The 19,052-nt window shown below is 62.3% G+C and carries 15 protein-coding genes; 7 read left to right on the top strand and 8 right to left on the bottom strand.

The features are described 5' to 3' along the window. Positions 1–34: 34 nt before the first annotated feature. Positions 35–1,855 carry an extracellular solute-binding protein gene (locus tag G455_RS0114055; protein WP_035366777.1) on the bottom strand — a complete coding sequence of 607 codons (1,821 nt, stop codon included), beginning with the start codon at positions 1,853–1,855 and terminating at the stop codon, positions 35–37. A gap of 613 nt (positions 1,856–2,468) precedes the next feature. Here G455_RS0114055 and G455_RS0114050 point away from each other — a divergent pair. Next, a complete protein-coding gene (locus G455_RS0114050; protein WP_028094286.1) occupies positions 2,469–3,242 on the top strand; it encodes a 3-hydroxybutyrate dehydrogenase in 774 nt (257 codons plus the stop codon). After that, entirely contained in the window at positions 3,239–4,276 is a 1,038-nt protein-coding gene (locus G455_RS0114045) for a patatin-like phospholipase family protein (protein WP_035366775.1), read from the top strand. The genes G455_RS0114050 and G455_RS0114045 overlap by 4 nt, the downstream gene beginning before the upstream one ends. A gap of 39 nt (positions 4,277–4,315) precedes the next feature. Here G455_RS0114045 and G455_RS0114040 read toward each other — a convergent pair whose 3' ends face one another. The 4 genes from G455_RS0114040 to G455_RS0114025 form a co-directional block, all read right to left on the bottom strand. Continuing rightward, the gene (locus G455_RS0114040; protein ID WP_028094284.1) at positions 4,316–4,993 is read right to left on the bottom strand and encodes a DUF502 domain-containing protein; all 678 of its coding nucleotides are present in this window, start codon (positions 4,991–4,993) and stop codon (positions 4,316–4,318) included. Positions 4,994–5,091: 98 nt separating this feature from the next. Further along, positions 5,092–6,006, bottom strand: coding sequence for a pseudouridine-5'-phosphate glycosidase (locus G455_RS0114035; protein WP_028094283.1), 915 nt, complete (start codon positions 6,004–6,006; stop codon positions 5,092–5,094). Beyond that, complete coding sequence (locus G455_RS0114030; protein ID WP_028094282.1) at positions 5,994–6,902, bottom strand: PfkB family carbohydrate kinase; 909 nt, start codon at positions 6,900–6,902, stop codon at positions 5,994–5,996. The genes G455_RS0114035 and G455_RS0114030 overlap by 13 nt, the downstream gene beginning before the upstream one ends. Positions 6,903–7,045: 143 nt before the next feature. Next, positions 7,046–7,666 (bottom strand): thiamine phosphate synthase, encoded by a 621-nt coding sequence (locus G455_RS0114025; RefSeq protein ID WP_028094281.1) that lies wholly within the window; start codon positions 7,664–7,666, stop codon positions 7,046–7,048. Between the two features lie 139 nt (positions 7,667–7,805). On the opposite strand from G455_RS0114025, the gene G455_RS0114020 reads away from it, so the two are divergent. Further along, positions 7,806–8,552: an RNA methyltransferase gene (locus G455_RS0114020; RefSeq protein ID WP_028094280.1), complete on the top strand. Its 747-nt coding sequence runs from the start codon at positions 7,806–7,808 to the stop codon at positions 8,550–8,552. A gap of 54 nt (positions 8,553–8,606) precedes the next feature. Here the strand turns inward: G455_RS0114020 and G455_RS0114015 are convergent, their stop codons facing one another. Continuing rightward, a complete protein-coding gene (locus tag G455_RS0114015) occupies positions 8,607–9,242 on the bottom strand; it encodes an SH3 domain-containing protein (RefSeq protein WP_028094279.1) in 636 nt (211 codons plus the stop codon). A gap of 581 nt (positions 9,243–9,823) precedes the next feature. On the opposite strand from G455_RS0114015, the gene ctaA reads away from it, so the two are divergent. From ctaA to G455_RS0114000, 3 genes are all read left to right on the top strand, one after another. Beyond that, the gene (ctaA, locus tag G455_RS0114010) at positions 9,824–10,978 is read left to right on the top strand and encodes a heme A synthase (RefSeq protein WP_028094278.1); all 1,155 of its coding nucleotides are present in this window, start codon (positions 9,824–9,826) and stop codon (positions 10,976–10,978) included. After that, positions 10,975–12,444: a carboxypeptidase M32 gene (locus G455_RS0114005; protein WP_028094277.1), complete on the top strand. Its 1,470-nt coding sequence runs from the start codon at positions 10,975–10,977 to the stop codon at positions 12,442–12,444. The genes ctaA and G455_RS0114005 overlap by 4 nt, the downstream gene beginning before the upstream one ends. 160 nt (positions 12,445–12,604) lie before the next feature. Then, positions 12,605–14,482 (top strand): AIPR family protein, encoded by a 1,878-nt coding sequence (locus tag G455_RS0114000; RefSeq protein ID WP_161629396.1) that lies wholly within the window; start codon positions 12,605–12,607, stop codon positions 14,480–14,482. 323 nt (positions 14,483–14,805) lie between these two features. Here G455_RS0114000 and gyrA read toward each other — a convergent pair whose 3' ends face one another. Next, positions 14,806–17,514: a DNA gyrase subunit A gene (gene gyrA / locus G455_RS0113995; protein WP_240474629.1), complete on the bottom strand. Its 2,709-nt coding sequence runs from the start codon at positions 17,512–17,514 to the stop codon at positions 14,806–14,808. Between the two features lie 240 nt (positions 17,515–17,754). Between gyrA and G455_RS0113990 the strand changes: the two genes are divergently transcribed. Beyond that, positions 17,755–18,036, top strand: coding sequence for an usg protein (locus G455_RS0113990; protein WP_028094274.1), 282 nt, complete (start codon positions 17,755–17,757; stop codon positions 18,034–18,036). Positions 18,037–18,078: 42 nt separating this feature from the next. Here the strand turns inward: G455_RS0113990 and G455_RS0113985 are convergent, their stop codons facing one another. After that, on the bottom strand, positions 18,079–19,026 hold the full coding sequence (locus G455_RS0113985; protein ID WP_028094273.1) for a radical SAM protein: 948 nt from the start codon (positions 19,024–19,026) through the stop codon (positions 18,079–18,081). Between the last annotated feature and the right edge of the window lie 26 nt (positions 19,027–19,052).

Here is a 19,052-nt window from a genome sequence, read left to right as displayed (position 1 = left end):
GGCAATTCTATTTCGAGATTTCATGAAATAAATGTCAGTTCTCCTGCCACCACCAGGCGTCGGGCATGTATTCGACCCCGTCGCCATAGATCGGCAGCCGGTCGGCGGGGTATTTCATCTGCCGCACATGGGCGATGCGGCTGACGTCATAGGCCCAGATCGGGATCACATAGGCCCCCGCCGTCAGCACCCGGTCGAGTGCGCGGGTGGCGGCGGTGAAGTCCTCGGAGGTGTCAGAGGTCAGCATGGTGTCGATCATCGCATCGACCGCCGGAGAGGCCACGCCCATCAGGTTGCGGCTGCCTTCCTGATTGGCGTCGGCGCTGCCCCAGTAGAGCCGCTGTTCGTTGCCGGGCGACAGCGACAGGTCGCGGCGGAAGCTGGTCAGGTCGAAATCGAGCGCGGCGGTGCGGGTGGTATATTGCGCATCATCGACGGTGTCGGCCACCACCGCGATGCCCAGCCGGCGCAGGGCCTGGGTGTAAAGATCGACGACCCGCTGCATCTCGCCATCGGCCTGACGCAGCAGCACCGAAAGCCGCATCGGCTCTCCCTCGGCGTTGCGCAGCTCTCCGTCCACCACATGCCAGCCGGCCTGGGTCAGCAGTGCCATGGCGGCGCGCAGATTGGTGCGGTTGCGCGCGGTGCCGTCGCCTTCGGGCAGGGCATAGCCATCAAGCGCTCCGGGCGGCAGATCTGCGGCATAGGGCAATAACAGATCGCGCACCCGTCCGGTGGCGGGACCGGGACGCATCGCCAGCGGCGAGTTCGAGAAATAGGAGGTGATGCGCGGCTGCACCCCGCCGGTCATGGTATCGTTGATGTAATCGAAGTTGAACGCCAGGATCAGCGCCTGCCGCACTCGCCAGTCATCAAACGGGGCGCGGCGGCTGTTCATCACCAGCCCGGTCATCCCCGATGGGCGCTGGTTCGAGATCTCGGATTTCACCACATCGCCGCGCGTGACGGCCGGGAAATCATACTGCCTCTGCCATTTCTCGGCGTTGAATTCGCGCACCGCCGACAGCGCGCCGGACTTGAAGGCCTCGAACAGCACGGTGGCGTCGCCATAGAATTCGATCCGCATTTCGTCGAAATTCTCAGTGCCGCGGCGAAACGCCAGATCGCGCCCCCAATAGTCGGGGTTGCGTTTCAGGGTGACATAGCGGCCGGCCTCGAAACCGGTGACGACATAGGGGCCGGAACCGATCGGGGCTTCGCTCAGGCCGGATGCGGTGAAATCCTTTCCTTCCCACTGCGCTTTCTTCAGGATCGGGCGCATCCCGGCGATCAGCGCCAGCTCACGGTCCGGGGTGTTGAAGGTCAGCCGGACCCTGCGCGGGCCGGTCTGCTCGATCTTCGCCACCCGGCTCCAGAACCCGCGATAACGCAGATGTCCCTTGGTCCCCAGCGTCTCGTAGGACCAGATCACATCCTCGACCGTGACCGGTGAGCCATCGGAAAACCTGGCCTCTGGGCGCAGGGTGAACTCTACCCAGGAACGATCGGGTGGGGTTTCGACGGAGGCGGCCAGCAGCCCGTAAAGGGTAAACGGTTCGTCCCAGGATCGTCCCATGAGCGATTCGTAGCCCCAGAACCGTAACTGCCAGGGGGCGGTTCCCTTCTGCACGAAGGGGTTCAGGGAATCGAAACCACCGGTGTTCCCGAACACCACGCGGCCTCCCTTGGGGGCATCCGGATTGACATAGGGCAGCGCCTTGTAATCCGGAGGAAGCGCTGGCGCGCCATACATGGCGATCCCGTGTTGCGGCTGTGCCGGAGCGGTCTGAGCCAAGAAAAACAGGGTGATGGCGCCTGTCAGCGCCCGTATGGGAAGGAAAGGGCCGGGCCGCATGCTGGAAACAATCCCGTTCTGCTCTTGTTGTAATTGGTGCCGAAGCTACTTTGGGATTCTCGTGATATCAAACTTTTAGCTTGGAGAAGGGCGGGGAATTGCTTATAAAGGCCTCACTGCTCGATAGGTTTCTTGCCTGTATGAAACCTGCCTCAATAACTTAACGCCCGCTTCGTGCGGGCGTTTTTTTTTGGCAAAATCCCATCTCGGGGTTGGGCTGGCCGACAAAAGAGAATGCCCGCTGATCCGGGGCAGTGATGGCTTTTTAGCCATATAGAAAAGGGCTCGGACCGGGGCGTAGACATAAACCCCGCCGCGGATCATCGCACTGATGGTGCAGTGACGGGACGGGATGTCAGGCCGGACGCAACCGGGACAGGCGCCGCATACACGTGGCCGGGGGGCGACTCCACCCCGATTCTTCCACAGCCTGCACATCGGGCCGATTCTCGCCCGGGCCGGGGGCGAGATCGCCGCGAGATCATCGGCAAAGCGATTTGAAAGCGGGGAGGCAAGGCGTCGGGAGTTACGTATTTCTCACATTCTTTTGTCGTTCCTTTCGCAATCGCAGCATGGCAGGATGCCATCAAACATCGCAAGGAAGGAGCACATCATGTCATTGAGCGGAAAGACCGCCATCGTCACGGGGTCGAACTCGGGCATTGGTCTGGGAGTCGCCTGGGAACTGGCGCGGGCCGGGGCGGATGTGGTGCTGAACTCTTTCACCAACTCGCCCGAGGATTACGCGCTGGCGGCGCAGATCGCGCAGGAGACCGGGGTCGAGGCGCGCTATATCCAGGCCGATATGTCCAATGGTGACGATTGCCGGGCACTGATCGAAAAGGCCGGAAGCTGCGATATCCTGGTGAACAACGCCGGCATCCAGCATGTGGCGCCGATCGACGAATTCCCGGTCGACAAATGGAACGCGATCATTGCCATCAACCTGAATTCGGCCTTCCATACCACAGCCGCGGCGCTGCCGATGATGCGCAAGGCGGGCTGGGGCCGGATCGTCAACATCGCCTCGGCGCACGGGCTGACGGCATCGCCCTACAAGGCGGCCTATGTCTCGGCCAAGCACGGCATCGTCGGCATGACCAAGACGGTGGCGCTGGAAACCGCGCAGGAGCCGATCACCTGCAACGCGATTTGCCCGGGCTATGTGCTGACGCCCCTGGTCGAGGCGCAGATCCCCGACACCATGAAGGAATACAACATGAGCCGGGAAGACGTGATCAAGAACGTGATGCTTGAACGTCAGCCCTCCAAGCAATTCGCCACGGTGGAACAATTGGGCGGCACTGCGGTGTTCCTGTGCTCTGCCGCTGCGGAGCAAATCACCGGCACGACGATCTCCGTCGACGGTGGTTGGACCGCGCTTTGAGCGGGGCCAAGACGGTCATCAACCTTGCCCTTCAGGGCGGAGGCGCTCATGGCGCCTTCACCTGGGGGGTGCTTGACCGGCTGCTGGACGAAGAAGATATCGAGATCGCTGCAATCTCGGGCGCCTCGGCGGGGGCGCTGAATGCGGCGGCCTTCAAGGCTGGCATGGTCGCAGGCGGGCGTGATGGCGCGCGCGCCAATCTGGATTGGCTCTGGGGCCGGATGCACGGCATGGGCGACATGCGGCTGAGCCATTGGGTCGGCGTGCTTGAACCGGCGCAGGTGGCGCAGGCGATCGAATATTCTCTGCCGTTTTCAGTTGCAGACGCCTGGTCGCGATTGGTGTCGCCCTATGCCTACGGGCCGTTCTACATCAACCCGCTCGAGGTGATCGCCGAGGCGCTCGATTTCGATCACGTCTGCGCCAAGGCCGCACCCGAGCTGTTCATCTGCGCGACCCGGGTGCACAGTGGCAAGATCCGGGTGTTCTCCGGGGAAGAGATCAGCACCGACGCCATTCTGGCCTCGGCCTGTTTGCCGAACCTGTTCCAGGCGGTCGAGATCGAGGACCCCGAGACCGGTGAGATCGAGGCCTATTGGGATGGCGGCTATACCGGGAATCCGGCGCTGTTTCCGCTGTTCGACATGAATCTTCCGGCCGATATCGTCGTCGTGAACATCAACCCGCTGGAACGCCGCGAGGTGCCGATCACGCCGCAGCAAATCCAGAACCGGATCAACGAGATCAGCTTCAACTCGTCCCTGCTACGGGAATTGCGTGCGGTCAACTTCGTGCAGCGCCTGCTGGACGAGGGTGCGGTGAGTGAGCAGCGCATGAAACGGTCCTATATTCACATGATCGCCAATGACGAGCTGATGAACGCGCTGTCGGTGGCGACCAAGGTGGTGCCGACCCCCTATATCCTGCAGGAGCTGAAAGAGGCGGGCCGGCAATCCGCTGATGATTTCCTGGCCGCGCACAAGCAGGATCTGGGCAAGCGTAACAGTGTCGATCTGCAGAAGATGTTCAACTGATCCCAGACCGGGCGCGGGCGTCGCCGGCCAAGCCTGCGATCAGTCCGGGCTTTGTGTCGGATCCTTGGGGTTGGGATAGACCAGCCCCGCCGAGATCACCAGTTTGGCGGCGTCTTCGACCGACATCTCAAGCTCGATCACATCCTCCGCCGGGAAATAGAGCAGGAAACCCGAGGTCGGGTTCGGTGTGGTCGGCACGAAGATCGACATCAGCTTGCCCCCGGTCTCGGCCCGGTCCGAGATCTCGCCCTTGGCGGTGGTGGAGACAAAGCCGATCGCCCAGATGCCGCGGCGCGGATATTGCACCAGACAGGCTTTTTCGAACGAACGTTCGGACTGTGCGAAGACGGTTTCTGAGATCTGCTTGATCCCGGAATAGACCGATCGAACCACCGGCATCCGGTCAACCAGGCTTTCGGCGAAATTGATCAGGGACCGGCCGATGATCCCCTTGGCAACCCAGCCCACCACGATGGTGAACAGCAGGAATATGATGACACCGACACCCCGCAGGTTGATGCCGATATAGGTTTCCGGCCGCATCCGGTGCGGGACCAGCGGCAACACCACCCCATCGATCCAGCCGATGACGCTCCAGATCAGCCAGATCGTCAGTCCGACCGGGGCGATCACCACCAGACCGGTCAGGAATGACGCGCGCAGATGCGAAAACACGCCTTTGCGGCGATGCGGTTCCTCGTCAAATGGGGTATTCATCCGCGTCTCGTCCCTGTGAGGGCCCGGCGGGGGCCCTTGTGTGCGAAAAATATGCTCTTTGTCCTGCCGGTACAATGGCGCGGATCAGCGATTTCGTGTCAGGCGTTGAGCTTGCGCAAGGCTTGGGCGATCTCTGCGGCGACACGGGCGTTGTGACGCACCAGGGCGATATTGGCAGTGAGAGAGGCACCCCGGGTCTGTTCGAAAATCCGCTCCAACAGGAACGGGGTCACCGATTTTCCTGAAATCCCTGCCTCCTCGGCCTCGGCCCGGGCCAGGGCGATCACCGGGACGAGCTGGTCCGCCGGGATCTCATCTTCGGCCGGGATCGGATTGGCCACCAGCTGGCCACCGGGAAGCCCCAGTTCGCCCCGTACCGCATGGGCGCGGGCGATCTGTGTCGCATCATCCATCCTGAGCGGGGCCGAATAGGGCGATTGCCGCGACCAGAAGGCGGGGAAAACATCCGATCCCTTGACGATCACCGGAACACCAAGGGTTTCCAGTACTTCGAGCGTCTTGGCGATATCGAGGATCGCCTTCGGCCCGGCCGAGACCACCGTTACCGGCGTCTGCGCCAATTCCTGCAGATCGGCCGAGATGTCGAAGCTCTGTTCGGCGCCGCGATGCACACCGCCGATGCCGCCGGTAGCGAAGACGGGAATGCCGGCGTGATGGGCAGCGATCATCGTCGCCGCCACTGTCGTCGACCCGGTGCCGCCGGTCGCCAGGCAGGCGGCCAGATCGGCGCGCGACAGTTTCGCGACCCCGCGCGCCTGACCCAGTCGTTCGAGCTGTTCTGTCTCGAGCCCGATATGGAGCCGTCCGTCCAGCACCGCGATGGTTGCCGGCACCGCGCCGGCGGCGCGGATGTCATCCTCGACCTGCTTGGCGACCTCGACATTCTGCGGATAGGGCATGCCATGGGTGATGATGGTGCTTTCCAGCGCCACCAGGGGCTGGCCGTTCGATTTGGCGCGGGCGGCCTCGGCGGAAAAGGTCATGAAAAACATGGATCGGCTCCTTGGGAAACATAATGCGCGGCGGCATTTAGGGCACTGACGAAAGCCTCGGCGCGGGGGAAACCCGCCAGTTCGGCGGCAATATGGCTGGCCATGAAGGTGTCGCCGGCGCCGGTGACGCGGGCGATGCGGACCTGCGGTGGGGCCAGGGCGCGCAGCCCCTCGGCGCTGGCCTCGGCGGCCTTGTTGGCGCCATCCGTCACCAGCACGCGGGACAGCCCCAGTGATATCAACGCCTGGGCGGCGTCTTCGGCATGGGGGAAGCGGTTGTCGCACAGCAGCCCCGCCTCTTCGAGGTTCAGATAGAGCGTGGCGCGCGGATGGGCGAGAAAGGGTTTGAGCCGCAGCGCCTTGCCGGGGGAGGCCGGCGCCACCCGCAGATCGGCGGCGGCGAAGGCGTCGGAGGTGGCGATCTGGGCGAGGAGCGTTTCGGTCAGATTGCCGTCGAGCGCGATGGTGCCCTGGAAAGGCGCGTGGGGTCGACCGAGCGGTCCGTCGGTGACCGGGTCGAGGATGCGCGCGCCGGCAGTTTCCAGCGTCTTGGCGTCGGCGATGGCGGCGATCAGCCCGGCGCTGTCCTCGACCGCCATGTAGCGATCGGTGGGCAGATCCGCGGGGCGGTGGATGTGGTCGGTGATCATGCCGAGCTGGGCGCAGGCCGTGATCAGTTCCTCGCCCTCGGCATCGCGGCCGATGGCCGTCAGCAGCGTCGGGCGCACCCCGTGACGCGCCAGCGCCATGGCGATGTTCATCGCCACGCCGCCGGGCAGGCGGGTGATCTTGCCGGGCACATCGGCACCGGCGTGCATCGGTTCCGGCGCGCGGCCGATCACGTCCCAGAGGACCGAGCCGATGCAGAGGAGGGGGGCGTGGGGCGCAATGGTCATGCGGTCAGCTTTGACGGGTTTCCGCCCGATCGGCAAGCCGGCGCGCGCTGCATCCGGGCATGAACGCGCCCCTTGCGGGGCGCGTGCCTCCGGTGGGGATATTTGCAGCCAGAAAAAGGCGGCCCCGCAAAAGGGTCGGCGGTTCAGCCGAGCGGCGCCAGCAGCTGCTTGAGGGCAAGGAGCGGATCCTCGGCGCTCCAGATTTCATCGCCCAGGCCGAAGAAATCGGTGCAGGGGGCGAGGGCCGCGACCAGATCGGGAGTCAACCCGCCCTCGGCCACCACCGGCACTTCGATCACTTGGCTCCACCATTGGAAGAGGTCGAGTTCGGCGACGCTGCCGTCGTCCAGGGCCGAGGCGCCGAGCGGACCGAAGGCCACGTAATCGGCGCCGGCCTCGCCCGCGGCCATGCCGTCATGGCGCGAGCCGCCGCAGAAGCTGCCGACGATGGCATCGGCGCCCAGGGCCTTGCGGGCGGCGCGCACCGATTTGGCCGCATCGCTCAGATGCACGCCGTCAAGGCCGAGCCGTTCGACCATCAGCAGGTGATCGGTGATCACCAGGGCGATGTCGCGGGCATGTGCGACTTCGCGCAGGGTATCGGCGGCGCGCGCGATCTCTGCCTCGTCGCGAGTGGCAAGGGTCAGGCGGATGCAGGCGATCTCGGCCCCGTCGAGCACCCGGGCCATGCGGTCGGGAAAACTGTCCAGGTCGAAGACGGGCGGGGTGATCAGGTAAAGCTGTGGCTGCTCGGGGGCGTCCATGACGGCGATCCTTGAGTGTGTTTCGGGGCGGTTTAGCGGATTGGCGCGCGGTTGAAAACGGTTTTGCGCGGGCACGGTGCTTGCCCCCTGCGGCGCAGGGCAGTATGGCGGGGACCGATCCGAGCCCTAAGGAGCCATCATGCCCACCGATACGCCGCAGCCCACCTTTGTCCTGGTCCGCCCACAGATGGGTGAGAACATCGGAGCGGCGGCGAGGGCGATGTGGAATTTCGGGCTGGACCGGATGCGTCTGGTGTCGCCCCGCGACGGTTGGCCCAACCCGAAGTCGGTGGCGATGGCAAGCGGTGCCGGGCGGCTGCTGGACGAGGCGGGGCTTTATCACGATCTGGCCGAGGCGGTGGGCGATTGCTCTTATGTCTTCGCCACCACGGCACGGCAGCGGGGATTGACCAAGCCGGTCTTTAGCCCCGAGCGTGCGATGGCGGTTGCAGCCGAAAAGATCGCCGCTGGCCAGAAGGTGGCGGTGCTGTTCGGGCCGGAACGCGCCGGGTTGGAGAATGAGGACGTGGCGCGCGCCAATGCCATCATCTCGGTGTCGGTGAACCCGGAGTTCGCCTCGCTCAATCTGGCGCAATGCGTGTTGCTGACGGCTTATGAATGGCGCCGTCAGGTGACCGAGGTGCAGCATGAGGTGATGGAAATGGCCCGCGCCGAATGGGCGAGCGCGCTGGAGATCGAGAAGCTGGCCGAGCATTACGAGGAGCGGATGGAGGAGGCCGGGTTCTTCTTCCCCGAGGCCAAGGCCGAGAGCATGAAGATCAATCTGCGCAATCTGTGGAGCCGGATGCCGCTGACGAGCGCCGATGTGCAGGTGTTGCACGGGGTGATGCGGCAGATGGTGCGCTGGAAGAACCGCGGCGATTGAAGAGCCGCGCCGTCGGGGTCATTGCCGGGCCCTTGCCGGGCGCGTCACGACCGGTCAGTTATTCTGTCCCCAGGGCTGTCGCTGCCGTCCTTGTCCGGGGTGCTTCCAATTCTGATTGGGCTGTGGTTGCTTTTGCATGTTCTGCCGTGGGTGGGCGGGCTGCTGCAGCTGTCGGTTCGGTGATTGAAACCGCTGCGGTTGTGTTTGTCGCTGTTGCATCTGTTGGTGCTGCAGGTGCTGTTGTGTCCGGTTGGGTTGATAAAACCCCGGAGGCGTGGTGTTGGGCAGGTCGCCGGCGCGCGGCGGTGTGCGCAGGCCGGGCCGCATCGGCGCCAGCGGATGGACCGCAAGCGGTTTGGGAAACTCGACACGCGGAGGTTGCGGCCGCAGGATGATCGGTGGCCGGCTCAATTCAACCCGGGGTCTGCGGTTGATCAGGTAATTCGCGGAGACCCAGAGGATGGCGCCTTCCGGGGTGCGGATTTGCGCCCAATTGCCTTGCTTTGTGATGATGGAGAGTCGGGTGCCCGGGCGCAGGCGCTGATAGGCGGTATAGCGGGTGCCGGGGCCACTGCGCGCGTTCAGGAAGACGCCGTCTTGCACATAGAGATAGCTGTCGGCCCGTAGGGCGCCGGCCGAAAAGCTCAGTGAGGCGGCAACAAGAAGCGGGGTGAGGAATTTGCGAAGCATTTGGAACCTCCTGAAATCCGGCGTTGGGCCGTGGCGGCGGCTGCACCCGTCAAGCTTTAGATCCTGGGACCAGAGAAGTTAAGCGGCGCGCAGGCCGTGGCGGCGGATCGGCTGCGCCCCGCTTATGGGCGCGGGTGGGGCTGATCGTCGTCAGGGGACGTGGCGGCAGGGGCCGGCACCGGTGCGGCGGCCCCATCCCGGGGCTTTAACCACCATATAGCTGTGAGGCAGTCGGCACGGCAGCTCTTTTGCGATGCGGATTTTGCCCCGAGTTCCCGAGGTGGCATCACGGCAAGCTCTCTATCCCGTTTCGCCCGCTGCTTTGCCGTGCCCCTCGACCCGGCAGCGGATGCGGCGTTCGGGGATGGGGCGCAATCAGGGAACGCAACATTTGAAACTCCGTCGTGAGTGGTTTGCGCGATATTGTCAGTTGAACGTCCGGGGCAGGGAATTCCGTCGCGGGTTTTCCTCTCCGGGCCCGATCATGCTCAACCTCGTTCCGGGCAAGACGCATTGTCCTGCGGTGTCGCGCGGTTTACATGGGGGCAGACGCAAGCAAGACAGCAGGATTGGGCGATCTCATGGCGACCAAACGCTCTATTTTCGAAGAGGTGGGCGAAGGCAGCAGCCCGGCAACCCCGGCCGAGACCGGGGCCATCGACCGTGGCCGGCGCGGCGCGCGCCGGGGCATCCGGGCGTGGCTGGCGGTGATCTTCGTCCTTGTGGTGGCGATGATCGCGGTGGGCGGGCTGACCCGGTTGACCGATAGCGGGCTCAGCATCACCGAATGGCGCCCGGTCACCGGGGCGATCCCGCCAATGACCGAAGTCGACTGGCAAGCCGAATTCGACAAATACAAGCAGATCGACCAGTGGCGCATCGAGAACCAATGGATGCAACTGTCCGATTTCAAGGAAATCTATTGGTGGGAATGGAGCCATCGGCAACTGGGCCGGCTGATCGGGCTGGTCTGGGCGCTGGGGTTCTTCGGCTTTCTGGTCGCCCGGCAGATCCCGCGCGGCTGGGCCGTTAAGCTGATCATCCCGGGCGCGCTTGGCGGGCTGCAGGGGGCGATCGGCTGGTGGATGGTCTCCTCCGGTGTGACCCAGGGCGAGGGGATGACCTCGGTCGTCTCCTATCGGCTGGCGACCCATCTGGGGCTGGCCTTCATCATTCTGGGCGTTCTGGCCTGGGACATCTTCCAGCTTGGGCGGGAGGAGCGCGACCTGATGCAGGCGCGGCGGCTGCGCGAGGCCAAGCTATTCAGCCTGTCGACCGGCTGGCTGCATATCGCCTTCGTGCAGATCCTGTTGGGCGCGCTGGTTGCGGGGATCGACGCCGGGCGGTCCTATACCGACTGGCCGCTGATGGGCGGGCAGGTGTTGCCGCCCAAGCCCTTCATGATCGAACCGCTGTGGCGCAATTTCTTTGAAAACCCCGGGCTGGTGCAGTTCATCCACCGCTGCTGGGGCTATTTCCTGTTCCTTTTCGGGATTGCGGTCTGGCTCAAGGGGCGCCGCTCGGCCCATGGCGCCACGCGGTTTGCCTTCAACGCGGCGATGGCGGCGCTGCTGGTCCAGGTCGGCCTGGGCATCATGACGGTGATCTATGCCGCGCCGCTCCATGCCGCGATCACGCATCAGCTTGTCGCCGTGCTGGTCTGGGTGCTGATCCTGCGGGCGCGGTTCCTGTCCGCCTATCCGCGTGTCCAATCCGTTCGGGGAGATGTGAAATGACCGCCTATGACGATCTGTTGGCCTTCACCCGCGACACCATCGCTTTGGGAGAGATCGCAGGCCGGCTTGGCTGGGATCAGGAGACTGTGATGCCGCGCGGTGCCGCCGATCAGCGGGGCGAGGAGATGGCGGCGATCGAATCCGTCCTCCACGCCCGCCGCACCGATCCGCGCGTTGGCGAGTGGCTGGAGGTGGCCGAGGCGCCGGATGAGGTCGGCGCCGCGCAGCTGCGCGAGATCCGCCGCGTCTATGACCGCACGATGAAGATCCCCGCCGCCCTCGCCACCAAGCTGGCGCAGGTCACTTCTGTTGCCCAGGGCAAATGGGCGGCGGCACGGGCGGCCGAGGATATCGCCGCCTTCCTGCCGGTCCTGCAAGAGGTCGTCGCGCTGAAGCGCGAGGAGGGCGCGGCGCTGGCCGCGGGCGGGTCCCTCTATGACGCCATGCTGGAGGATTATGAGCCCGGCACCAGCGCGGCCGAGATCGCGGCGACCTTCGATGCCATGCGCCCGCGTCTGGTGGCGCTGCGGTCGGCCATCCTCGAGAAACCGGCACCGGCTGCGCTGAGCGGCTATTACCCGGCCGAAACCCAGATGCGGATGACCCGCGAACTGGCCGAGGTCTTCGGGTACGACATGACGCGCGGGCGGATCGACAAGGCGGTGCACCCGTTCAGCTCGGGTTCGGGCAACGATGTGCGGATCACCACCCGCACCGATGAGGATGACCCGTTCAACTGCGTCTATTCCACCATCCACGAGACAGGCCATGCCTGTTACGAACAGAATGTCGATCTGGCCTATCTGCTGACGCCCTTGGGGCGCGGCGTCTCGATGGGGGTGCACGAAAGCCAGAGCCGGATTTTCGAAAACCAGCTTGGCCGCTCGCGCGCCTTCACCGGCTGGCTTTTCGACCGCATGGGAGAGGCCTATGGCGATATCGGCGTCCCGGATGCAGATGCCTTCTACGCCGCCGCCAACCGGGTGCATCCGGGCTTTATCCGCACCGAGGCGGATGAGGTGCAATATAACCTCCACATCATGCTGCGCTTCGATCTGGAACGCGCGCTGATGGCGAATGATCTGCAGGTCGGCGATCTCGAGGCGGCGTGGAACGATCGCTTCCTGGCCGATTTCGGCACCGCGGTCGACAAGCCCTCGAACGGGGTGCTGCAGGATGTGCATTGGTCGGTCGGGCTGTTCGGCTATTTCCCGACCTATGCGCTGGGGAACGTCTATGCCGGCTGCCTGCACGCGGCGCTGCGCCAGGCGCTGCCCGACCTCGACGCGCAACTGGCGGTGGGTGACACCTCCGGCGCCACCGGCTGGCTGAAGGACAACCTGCAACGCCACGGCGCCCGCTACGCCCCGCGCGAGGTAATCACCCGCGCCACCGGCGCCGCGCCCACCGAGGCGCCGCTGATGGAGTATCTGGAGTCCAAATTCGGCGCGCTCTACGGGCTTTGAGCGGGGACAGCGAGAGACACAAGGGGCGGGTCAGTGACCCGCCTTTTGTGTTTGGGGGGGCGGGGGCGAATGCAACGGCCCAGAGCCGCCTTTCGTTGCTGTGATGCGCAACGGCGGCTTTTCGGCCGACTGCTCTGTCTACACCTTCAGACCTCTCCCAATGGTCAGTCTTGCAACAGTCGTCCCCTTGCACATGGCCAACACGATAGTTCGATCGCGGCGAACTCCAGTCGCAAAACATCGCCACGGGATGACGATGAGACGGTTGTCGACCTTCGCGGCGCTATCTTCTATGGTGACGAAATCCAAAGATAACATGGCACCCCGCCAAGCAGGCCAGGACGCAAGAGATATGGAAGCAAAAGACCTCAGGCACTCTGAATTCTCTAACGTCCTGGAAAAGCACTACTCTGGGCGTGCGTCTGATTTTTCGAAGAGATTCCTAAAGTGGTTTCTTGAGAACATTTTTAGGCTCGATGAATTTGCAGCCGATGATGCTTGCGTTGACGCGAAACACGACAAAGGCGTGGATGCAATTTACGTCGATGATGTTTCCGAAGTTGTCTATGTAATACAGGCCAAGACAAAAACGAGTGACAAGGCTGAACTTGGAGATACTGAGCTAAAGGATTTTTACGGGACGCTGGTTCAATTTGGTAGTGCGGAGAAAATTGAGGAACTCGAAAAGGAAACAAAAAATGAGCGACTTAGGCAAGCGATAACCAGAAATGAGGTGTCCGAGAAGGTTGCCGCCGGCTATGATGTGCAAGGTGTCTTTATCACCAACGTTCCGGCGAATGACGATGCTTACAACTACATTGAAAAAGCCGAGGTTATCGATCTGCATGACGCTACAGAGATTGCCGCGGATTATGTCGATTTGGATGTCGACGGTGGCATCTCCGAAAGGTTTGATTTCGACGTTTCCGATAGCGATGTCATCGAGTATGACGCTGGAGGCGCTTCCGCCCGAATTTTTCTCGCATCTGCCTTGAACCTCACAAAAATGAAGGGAATTTCCGACGGCGCCCTTTTCGAGCAAAACGTCCGATTGTCCTTGGGGAACACAAAGGTTAACAAGAGCATCAAGGCAAGCATTCGCGAAAAGAAAGAGCACGGAAACTTTCCATTGTATCACAATGGAATAAATGTTCTCTGCCGAGAGATACTCGAAGAAAGTGACCAAACCATTTCAGTCGAAGACTATGTGGTAGTTAACGGCGCACAAAGTCTTACCTCATTGCTCTCCGAGCGAGCTAAAATCACTGATGATCTGAAAATTCTTGTCAAACTCATAGAGGTCAAAGGCGACGTTTCCCTATCCCAGAAAATCACACGCAACAGCAATAACCAGAACGCGATCAAGGCTCGCGATATGAAGTCCAACCACAACTTGCAGCAACGTCTCAAAGCTGAAGTTAGCAAAGTAAGTGATGGCAATTTTGCGTATGAGATAAAGCAAGGCGAGAGCAATAAAGGGAAGGAAATTATTTCTAACGAAGCTGCTGGCTTGGTGTTGCTGGCTGCGGATCTTGAGCAGCCTTGGAGTTGCCATCAAAAATACAAAGTCATGGACGACCTCCATTCCGAAATCTTCGGTCGACCAGGCGTTACAGGTGCAAGAATTCTTGCACTATGGGAATGTTTCCAGGAGATACCTACAGTCTTGGACGAGCTGGAAAATAAACCGTTCGCAAATTACGCCCTTACAAAATATTTTATTTTCTTTGCTGTGATCCAAATCATTAAGGATAGCTCGGAGGGTGCGCACATCCTAAAATCACTGGATGAGTTCTCAAAGAACGACCAACTTGATGAGCTTGCCGCAGGCTTTGCGATCTTGGCTCGGAATGCTGCGATTGATCTGAATGCTGAGCTTGCGCCGGAAGAAGACGATTACTTCGACTACAAAAGCGATCTCAAGAGCCCAAAATGGTGTAGGGCCATGTCGGCAAAACTGCTCGCTCAGCATAAGAAGGATGTTCGGCGCGATAAGGCTGATTCAGTAGCTGATGCCTTCGATGAGTTGCTTGAATAACTGGTGTCTTTTCTTGACATAATAGCTTCGTTGACGCGATCACCCATCTCTTGTCGCAAGGCCGCAGCGAGCTTGTAGGTCGGATCAATGCTTTGGCTCAACCAATCGGTACGCCTTTTTGAATGTTCCCCTTCGTATTGCGGACTTTCCTCCCGAGTGCGGCGAACTTCCGCTCCCCGCCCGTTGTAACAGCCGCGCCAAGCCCAGCGAATAGCGGCCTAGCCAAGGCGTCCCCATTCTCCGCCAGAACGCACAACCTTCCCCCCAACAAAAAAGGCGGACCCAAAGGCCCGCCTCTTCCAATTCCCAAACCCTCGAACGGCTCAGCTTTCCGCCTCACCCTCGTCCTCGTCCCCTTGATCGGCGATGCGGGCGACGCTGACGACTTCCTCGCCGCCACCGGTGTTGAACACCTTGACGCCGCCGGCGCTGCGCGAGCGGAAGGAGATGCCTTCGACCGGCACCCGGATTGACTGGCCGGTCGAGGTGGCCAGCATGATCTGGTCGTCCGTCTCCACCGGGAAGGAGGCGACGATGGGGCCGCCGCGCATGGTCTTCTCCCAGGCGGTGACGCCCTGGCCGCCACGGCCGCGCACCGGGTAATCCTGCGACGAGCTGATCTTGCCCAGACCGCGGGCGGTGATGGTCAGGATCAGGTTCTCGGCCGCCGACATCTCGGCATAGCGGTCCTGGCTGATGGTGGCGTTTTCGTTGATCGCCTCGTCCTCGCTGGCCTCGGCGTCATCGGCCAGGCCGGCCACGGCGCGGCGCATCTTGAGATAGGCGGCGCGTTCGTCGGAATCCGCCTCGAAGTGGCGGATTACCGACATCGATACGACCTTGTCGCCATTCTGCAGCCTGATCCCACGCACGCCGACCGAATTGCGGCTGTTGAACACCCGCACATCGGTGGCCGGGAAGCGGATGGCGCGGCCTGAATCGGTGACCAGCATCACATCGTCATCGTCCGAACAGATGCGGGCGTTGATCAGTTGCGTGCCCTCATGCTCGTCCTCGAACTTCATCGCGATCTTGCCGTTGCGCATGATGTTGGTGAAGTCCGACAGCCGGTTGCGGCGCACGGTGCCGGCATCGGTGGCGAAGACCACCTGCAGATCGGCCCATTCCTCTTCCGGGCGATCGACTGGCATGATGGCAGCAATCGACACGCCCTGCGGGATCGGCAGGATGTTGACGATCGCCTTGCCCTTGGAGGTGCGTCCGCCCGCGGGCAGGCGCCAGCATTTGAGCTGATAGACCATGCCATCGGTGGTGAAGAACAAAAGCGCGGTATGGGTATTGGCGACGAAGAGGGTGGTCACCACATCCTCGTCCTTGGTCGACATGCCGGACAGGCCCTTGCCGCCGCGCTTCTGGGCGCGGAAATCGACCAGCGGGGTGCGCTTGATATAGCCGCCCGAGGTGACGGTGACGACCATATCCTCGCGTTCGATCAGATCCTCGTCGTCCATGTCACCGGCCCATTCGGTGATCTCGGTCCGGCGCGGCACGGCGAATTGATCCTTCACCTCGATCAGCTCGTTCGAGATGATCTCGAGGATCCGCTCGCGCGAGCTGAGGATGTCGAGGTAATCCTTGATCTTGGCGGCGAGCTCTTCCAGCTCGTCGGTGACCTCTTTCACGCCGAGTTGCGTGAGGCGCTGCAGCCGCAGTTCGAGAATGGCGCGGGCCTGAAGTTCGGACAGGTTATAAGTGCCGTCCTCATTCATCGTATGGGACGGATCGTCGATCAGCCGGATATAACCGGCGATCTCATGCGCCGGCCAGCGCCGTTCCATTAGCCGTTTCCGCGCCTCAGCCGCATCGGCGGAACTGCGGATCGTCGCCACCACCTCGTCGACATTCGACACCGCGACGGCCAGACCGCAAAGGATATGGCTGCGATCGCGGGCCTTGCGCAGATCGAAGGCGGTGCGGCGGATCACCACCTCTTCCCGGAAGTCGAGGAAGGAGGTGAGGAAGCGGCGCAGGGTCAGGGTTTCCGGCCGGCCTCCATTCAGCGCCAGCATGTTGCAGCCAAAGGAGGTCTGCATCGGCGTGAAGCGATAGAGCTGGTTCAGCACCACCTCTGCGGTGGCGTCGCGCTTCAGCTCGATGACCACCCGCACGCCGTTGCGGTCGGATTCGTCCTGCACATGGGCAACGCCTTCGATCCGCTTTTCGCGAACCTGTTCGGCGATCTTCTCGATCATCGTCGCCTTATTGACCTGATAGGGGATCTCTTCGACGATGATGGCGTAACGATCCTTGCGCAGTTCCTCGATCCGGGTCTTGGCACGGATGATGACGCTGCCACGGCCCTCGAGATAGGCCTTGCGTGCGCCGGAGCGGCCCAGCATCAGCCCCCCGGTGGGAAAGTCAGGGCCGGGGACATATTGGATCAGCTGTTCGCTGGTCAGATCCGGGTCCTGGATCAGCGCCAGGGTGGCATCGACGACCTCGCCCAGGTTGTGCGGCGGAATGTTGGTTGCCATGCCGACAGCGATACCGCCGGCACCATTGACCAGCATGTTCGGGAACCGCGCCGGCAACACCGTCGGTTCACGGTCCTTGCCGTCATAGTTGTCCTGGAAATCGACGGTTTCCTTTTCGATGTCGGCCAGCATGAAGGCGGCCGGCTTGTCCATCCGGACCTCGGTATACCGCATGGCCGCCGGGCTGTCGCCGTCCATCGAGCCGAAGTTGCCCTGACCGTCCAGCAGCGGCAGCGACATCGAGAAGTCCTGCGCCATCCGCACCAGAGCGTCATAGATCGAGGCATCGCCATGGGGGTGGTATTTCCCCATGGTGTCGCCCACGGGGCGCGCCGATTTGCGATAGGGCTTGTCATGGGTGTTGCCGGTCTCGTGCATCGCGAAAAGGATGCGGCGGTGCACCGGCTTCAGCCCGTCGCGCAGATCGGGGATCGCGCGGCTGACGATGACCGACATGGCATAGTCCAGATAGGACGTGCGCATTTCGGACTCGATGGTAACGGTCGGCCCCTCGTAGGCGGGGCGTTCGGGCGGCATTTCGTCCGTGTTTTCAGGGGATTCCGGCGTATCGCTCAAAGCTCGTGCCCGTTTCTTGTGCAGGTTCTATATCTTGTGGGAACACCTTATCAGACCCGGCATATAGGGTGCAATGGCCCATTCTGCGATCCATTGGCAGCCACTGAACTCCTCTGCCAACATGCTGTTTTGATTGAAAACTTTGATTTTTTGACGATCATGATCGGGCAAGGCAGCATCAACGGACAAGGAGGCCGGAGAATGACAGAGCCCCGGGGGATGAGCGAAACCGAACTGCTTCTGAAAGGATATGGGCTGACGACGGCGGAATTCTTTTATCGCATGCCCGACTACATCCATGTCCTGAACAGCTTTCTGTGGCAGGAGTACGATCTGGCACCCGATCATCCGCGATTGTTCCAATTCGTCGACTTCTGGCAGAAAGAGATCGACGGACCGCTGCATTCCGTGCGCTTCACTCATCGAAAGCTGATCGGTCCGGGCGAATGGCGCAATGTGGTGGGGGAATTCACCCTGCACTGACGCCGCACTACCACCGTGGCGACACAGGGTATTCGCAGGGGCTCAGGCGGAACAGCTCGCTCCGCCGAGAACGCAGAATTTCGCGCAATGCGGGTGGTTCAGTGCCACAGGGCGATCGGCGGCCGCGAGAGTTTCGCCCAGATCGAATTGCGGATCATAAGGCAGCAGGGTGCAGGCCACCACCGTGGGGAGGCGGGCGCCGCGGCGTTTCACCACCATCCGGGACGAGGCACACATCACCGTGTCGGGCGATTTCTTCAGGATATCCCAGCAGGCGGTGGTTATTTCTGGCACTTCGACGTTCAGGTCCATTTCGGGAAACAGCAGCGTCTGGCCGGGGTCGAAAGCGTCGATGTCATAGCCGCGCGCGGCGAATAGGGCGGCATATCCGGCGCGGGCCGTGGCGGCGTCCTCGTGCCAGAGACTGCGGCCTGCGACGGTCATCCGGATGCCCTGCGCGGTCAGCCAGTCCATGCCCTTGAGGGTGCGTTCGAAACTGCCAGAGCCGCGCTCGGCGTCGTGGCGCGCCGCCCCATGGTGATCGAGAGAGACGCGCAGCGTCAGCCGGTCGCCAAAGCGCGCCGCTAGATCGACAAGCCCCGCCTTCACCTTCGGCCGCATCATCGGTTGCATGGCATTGGTGAGGATCAGCACCTGATGGCCGCGGGTCAATGCGGTCTCGGCCAGCGCGATCATCTGCGGGTTCATGAAAGGTTCACCCCCGGTGAAGCCGATTTCACACCGGCGCGCTTCGCCGGACGCCAGTTGATCGAGAAACCCCGACACCTCCCGCGCGGAGATATAGACCAGCGCGTCATTGGTGGGGCTGCTGTTGATATAGCAATTGGCGCAGGTGATGTTGCACAGGGTGCCGGTATTGAACCAGAGCGTCTCAAGGCGGTTCAGCCGGACCGAGGCACGCTCCTGGCCGGTCGCGGTTTTGGCCGGGTCGGTAAATTTACCAATATTGGCGGCGGAACTGTCTTTCATGGCTGTCTTTTCCTTCACAACCGGCA

This window comes from Pseudodonghicola xiamenensis DSM 18339, assembly GCF_000429365.1.
Taxonomy (GTDB): Bacteria; Pseudomonadota; Alphaproteobacteria; order Rhodobacterales; family Rhodobacteraceae; genus Pseudodonghicola; species Pseudodonghicola xiamenensis.
This window is presented reverse-complemented; position numbering and strand designations above follow the sequence as displayed.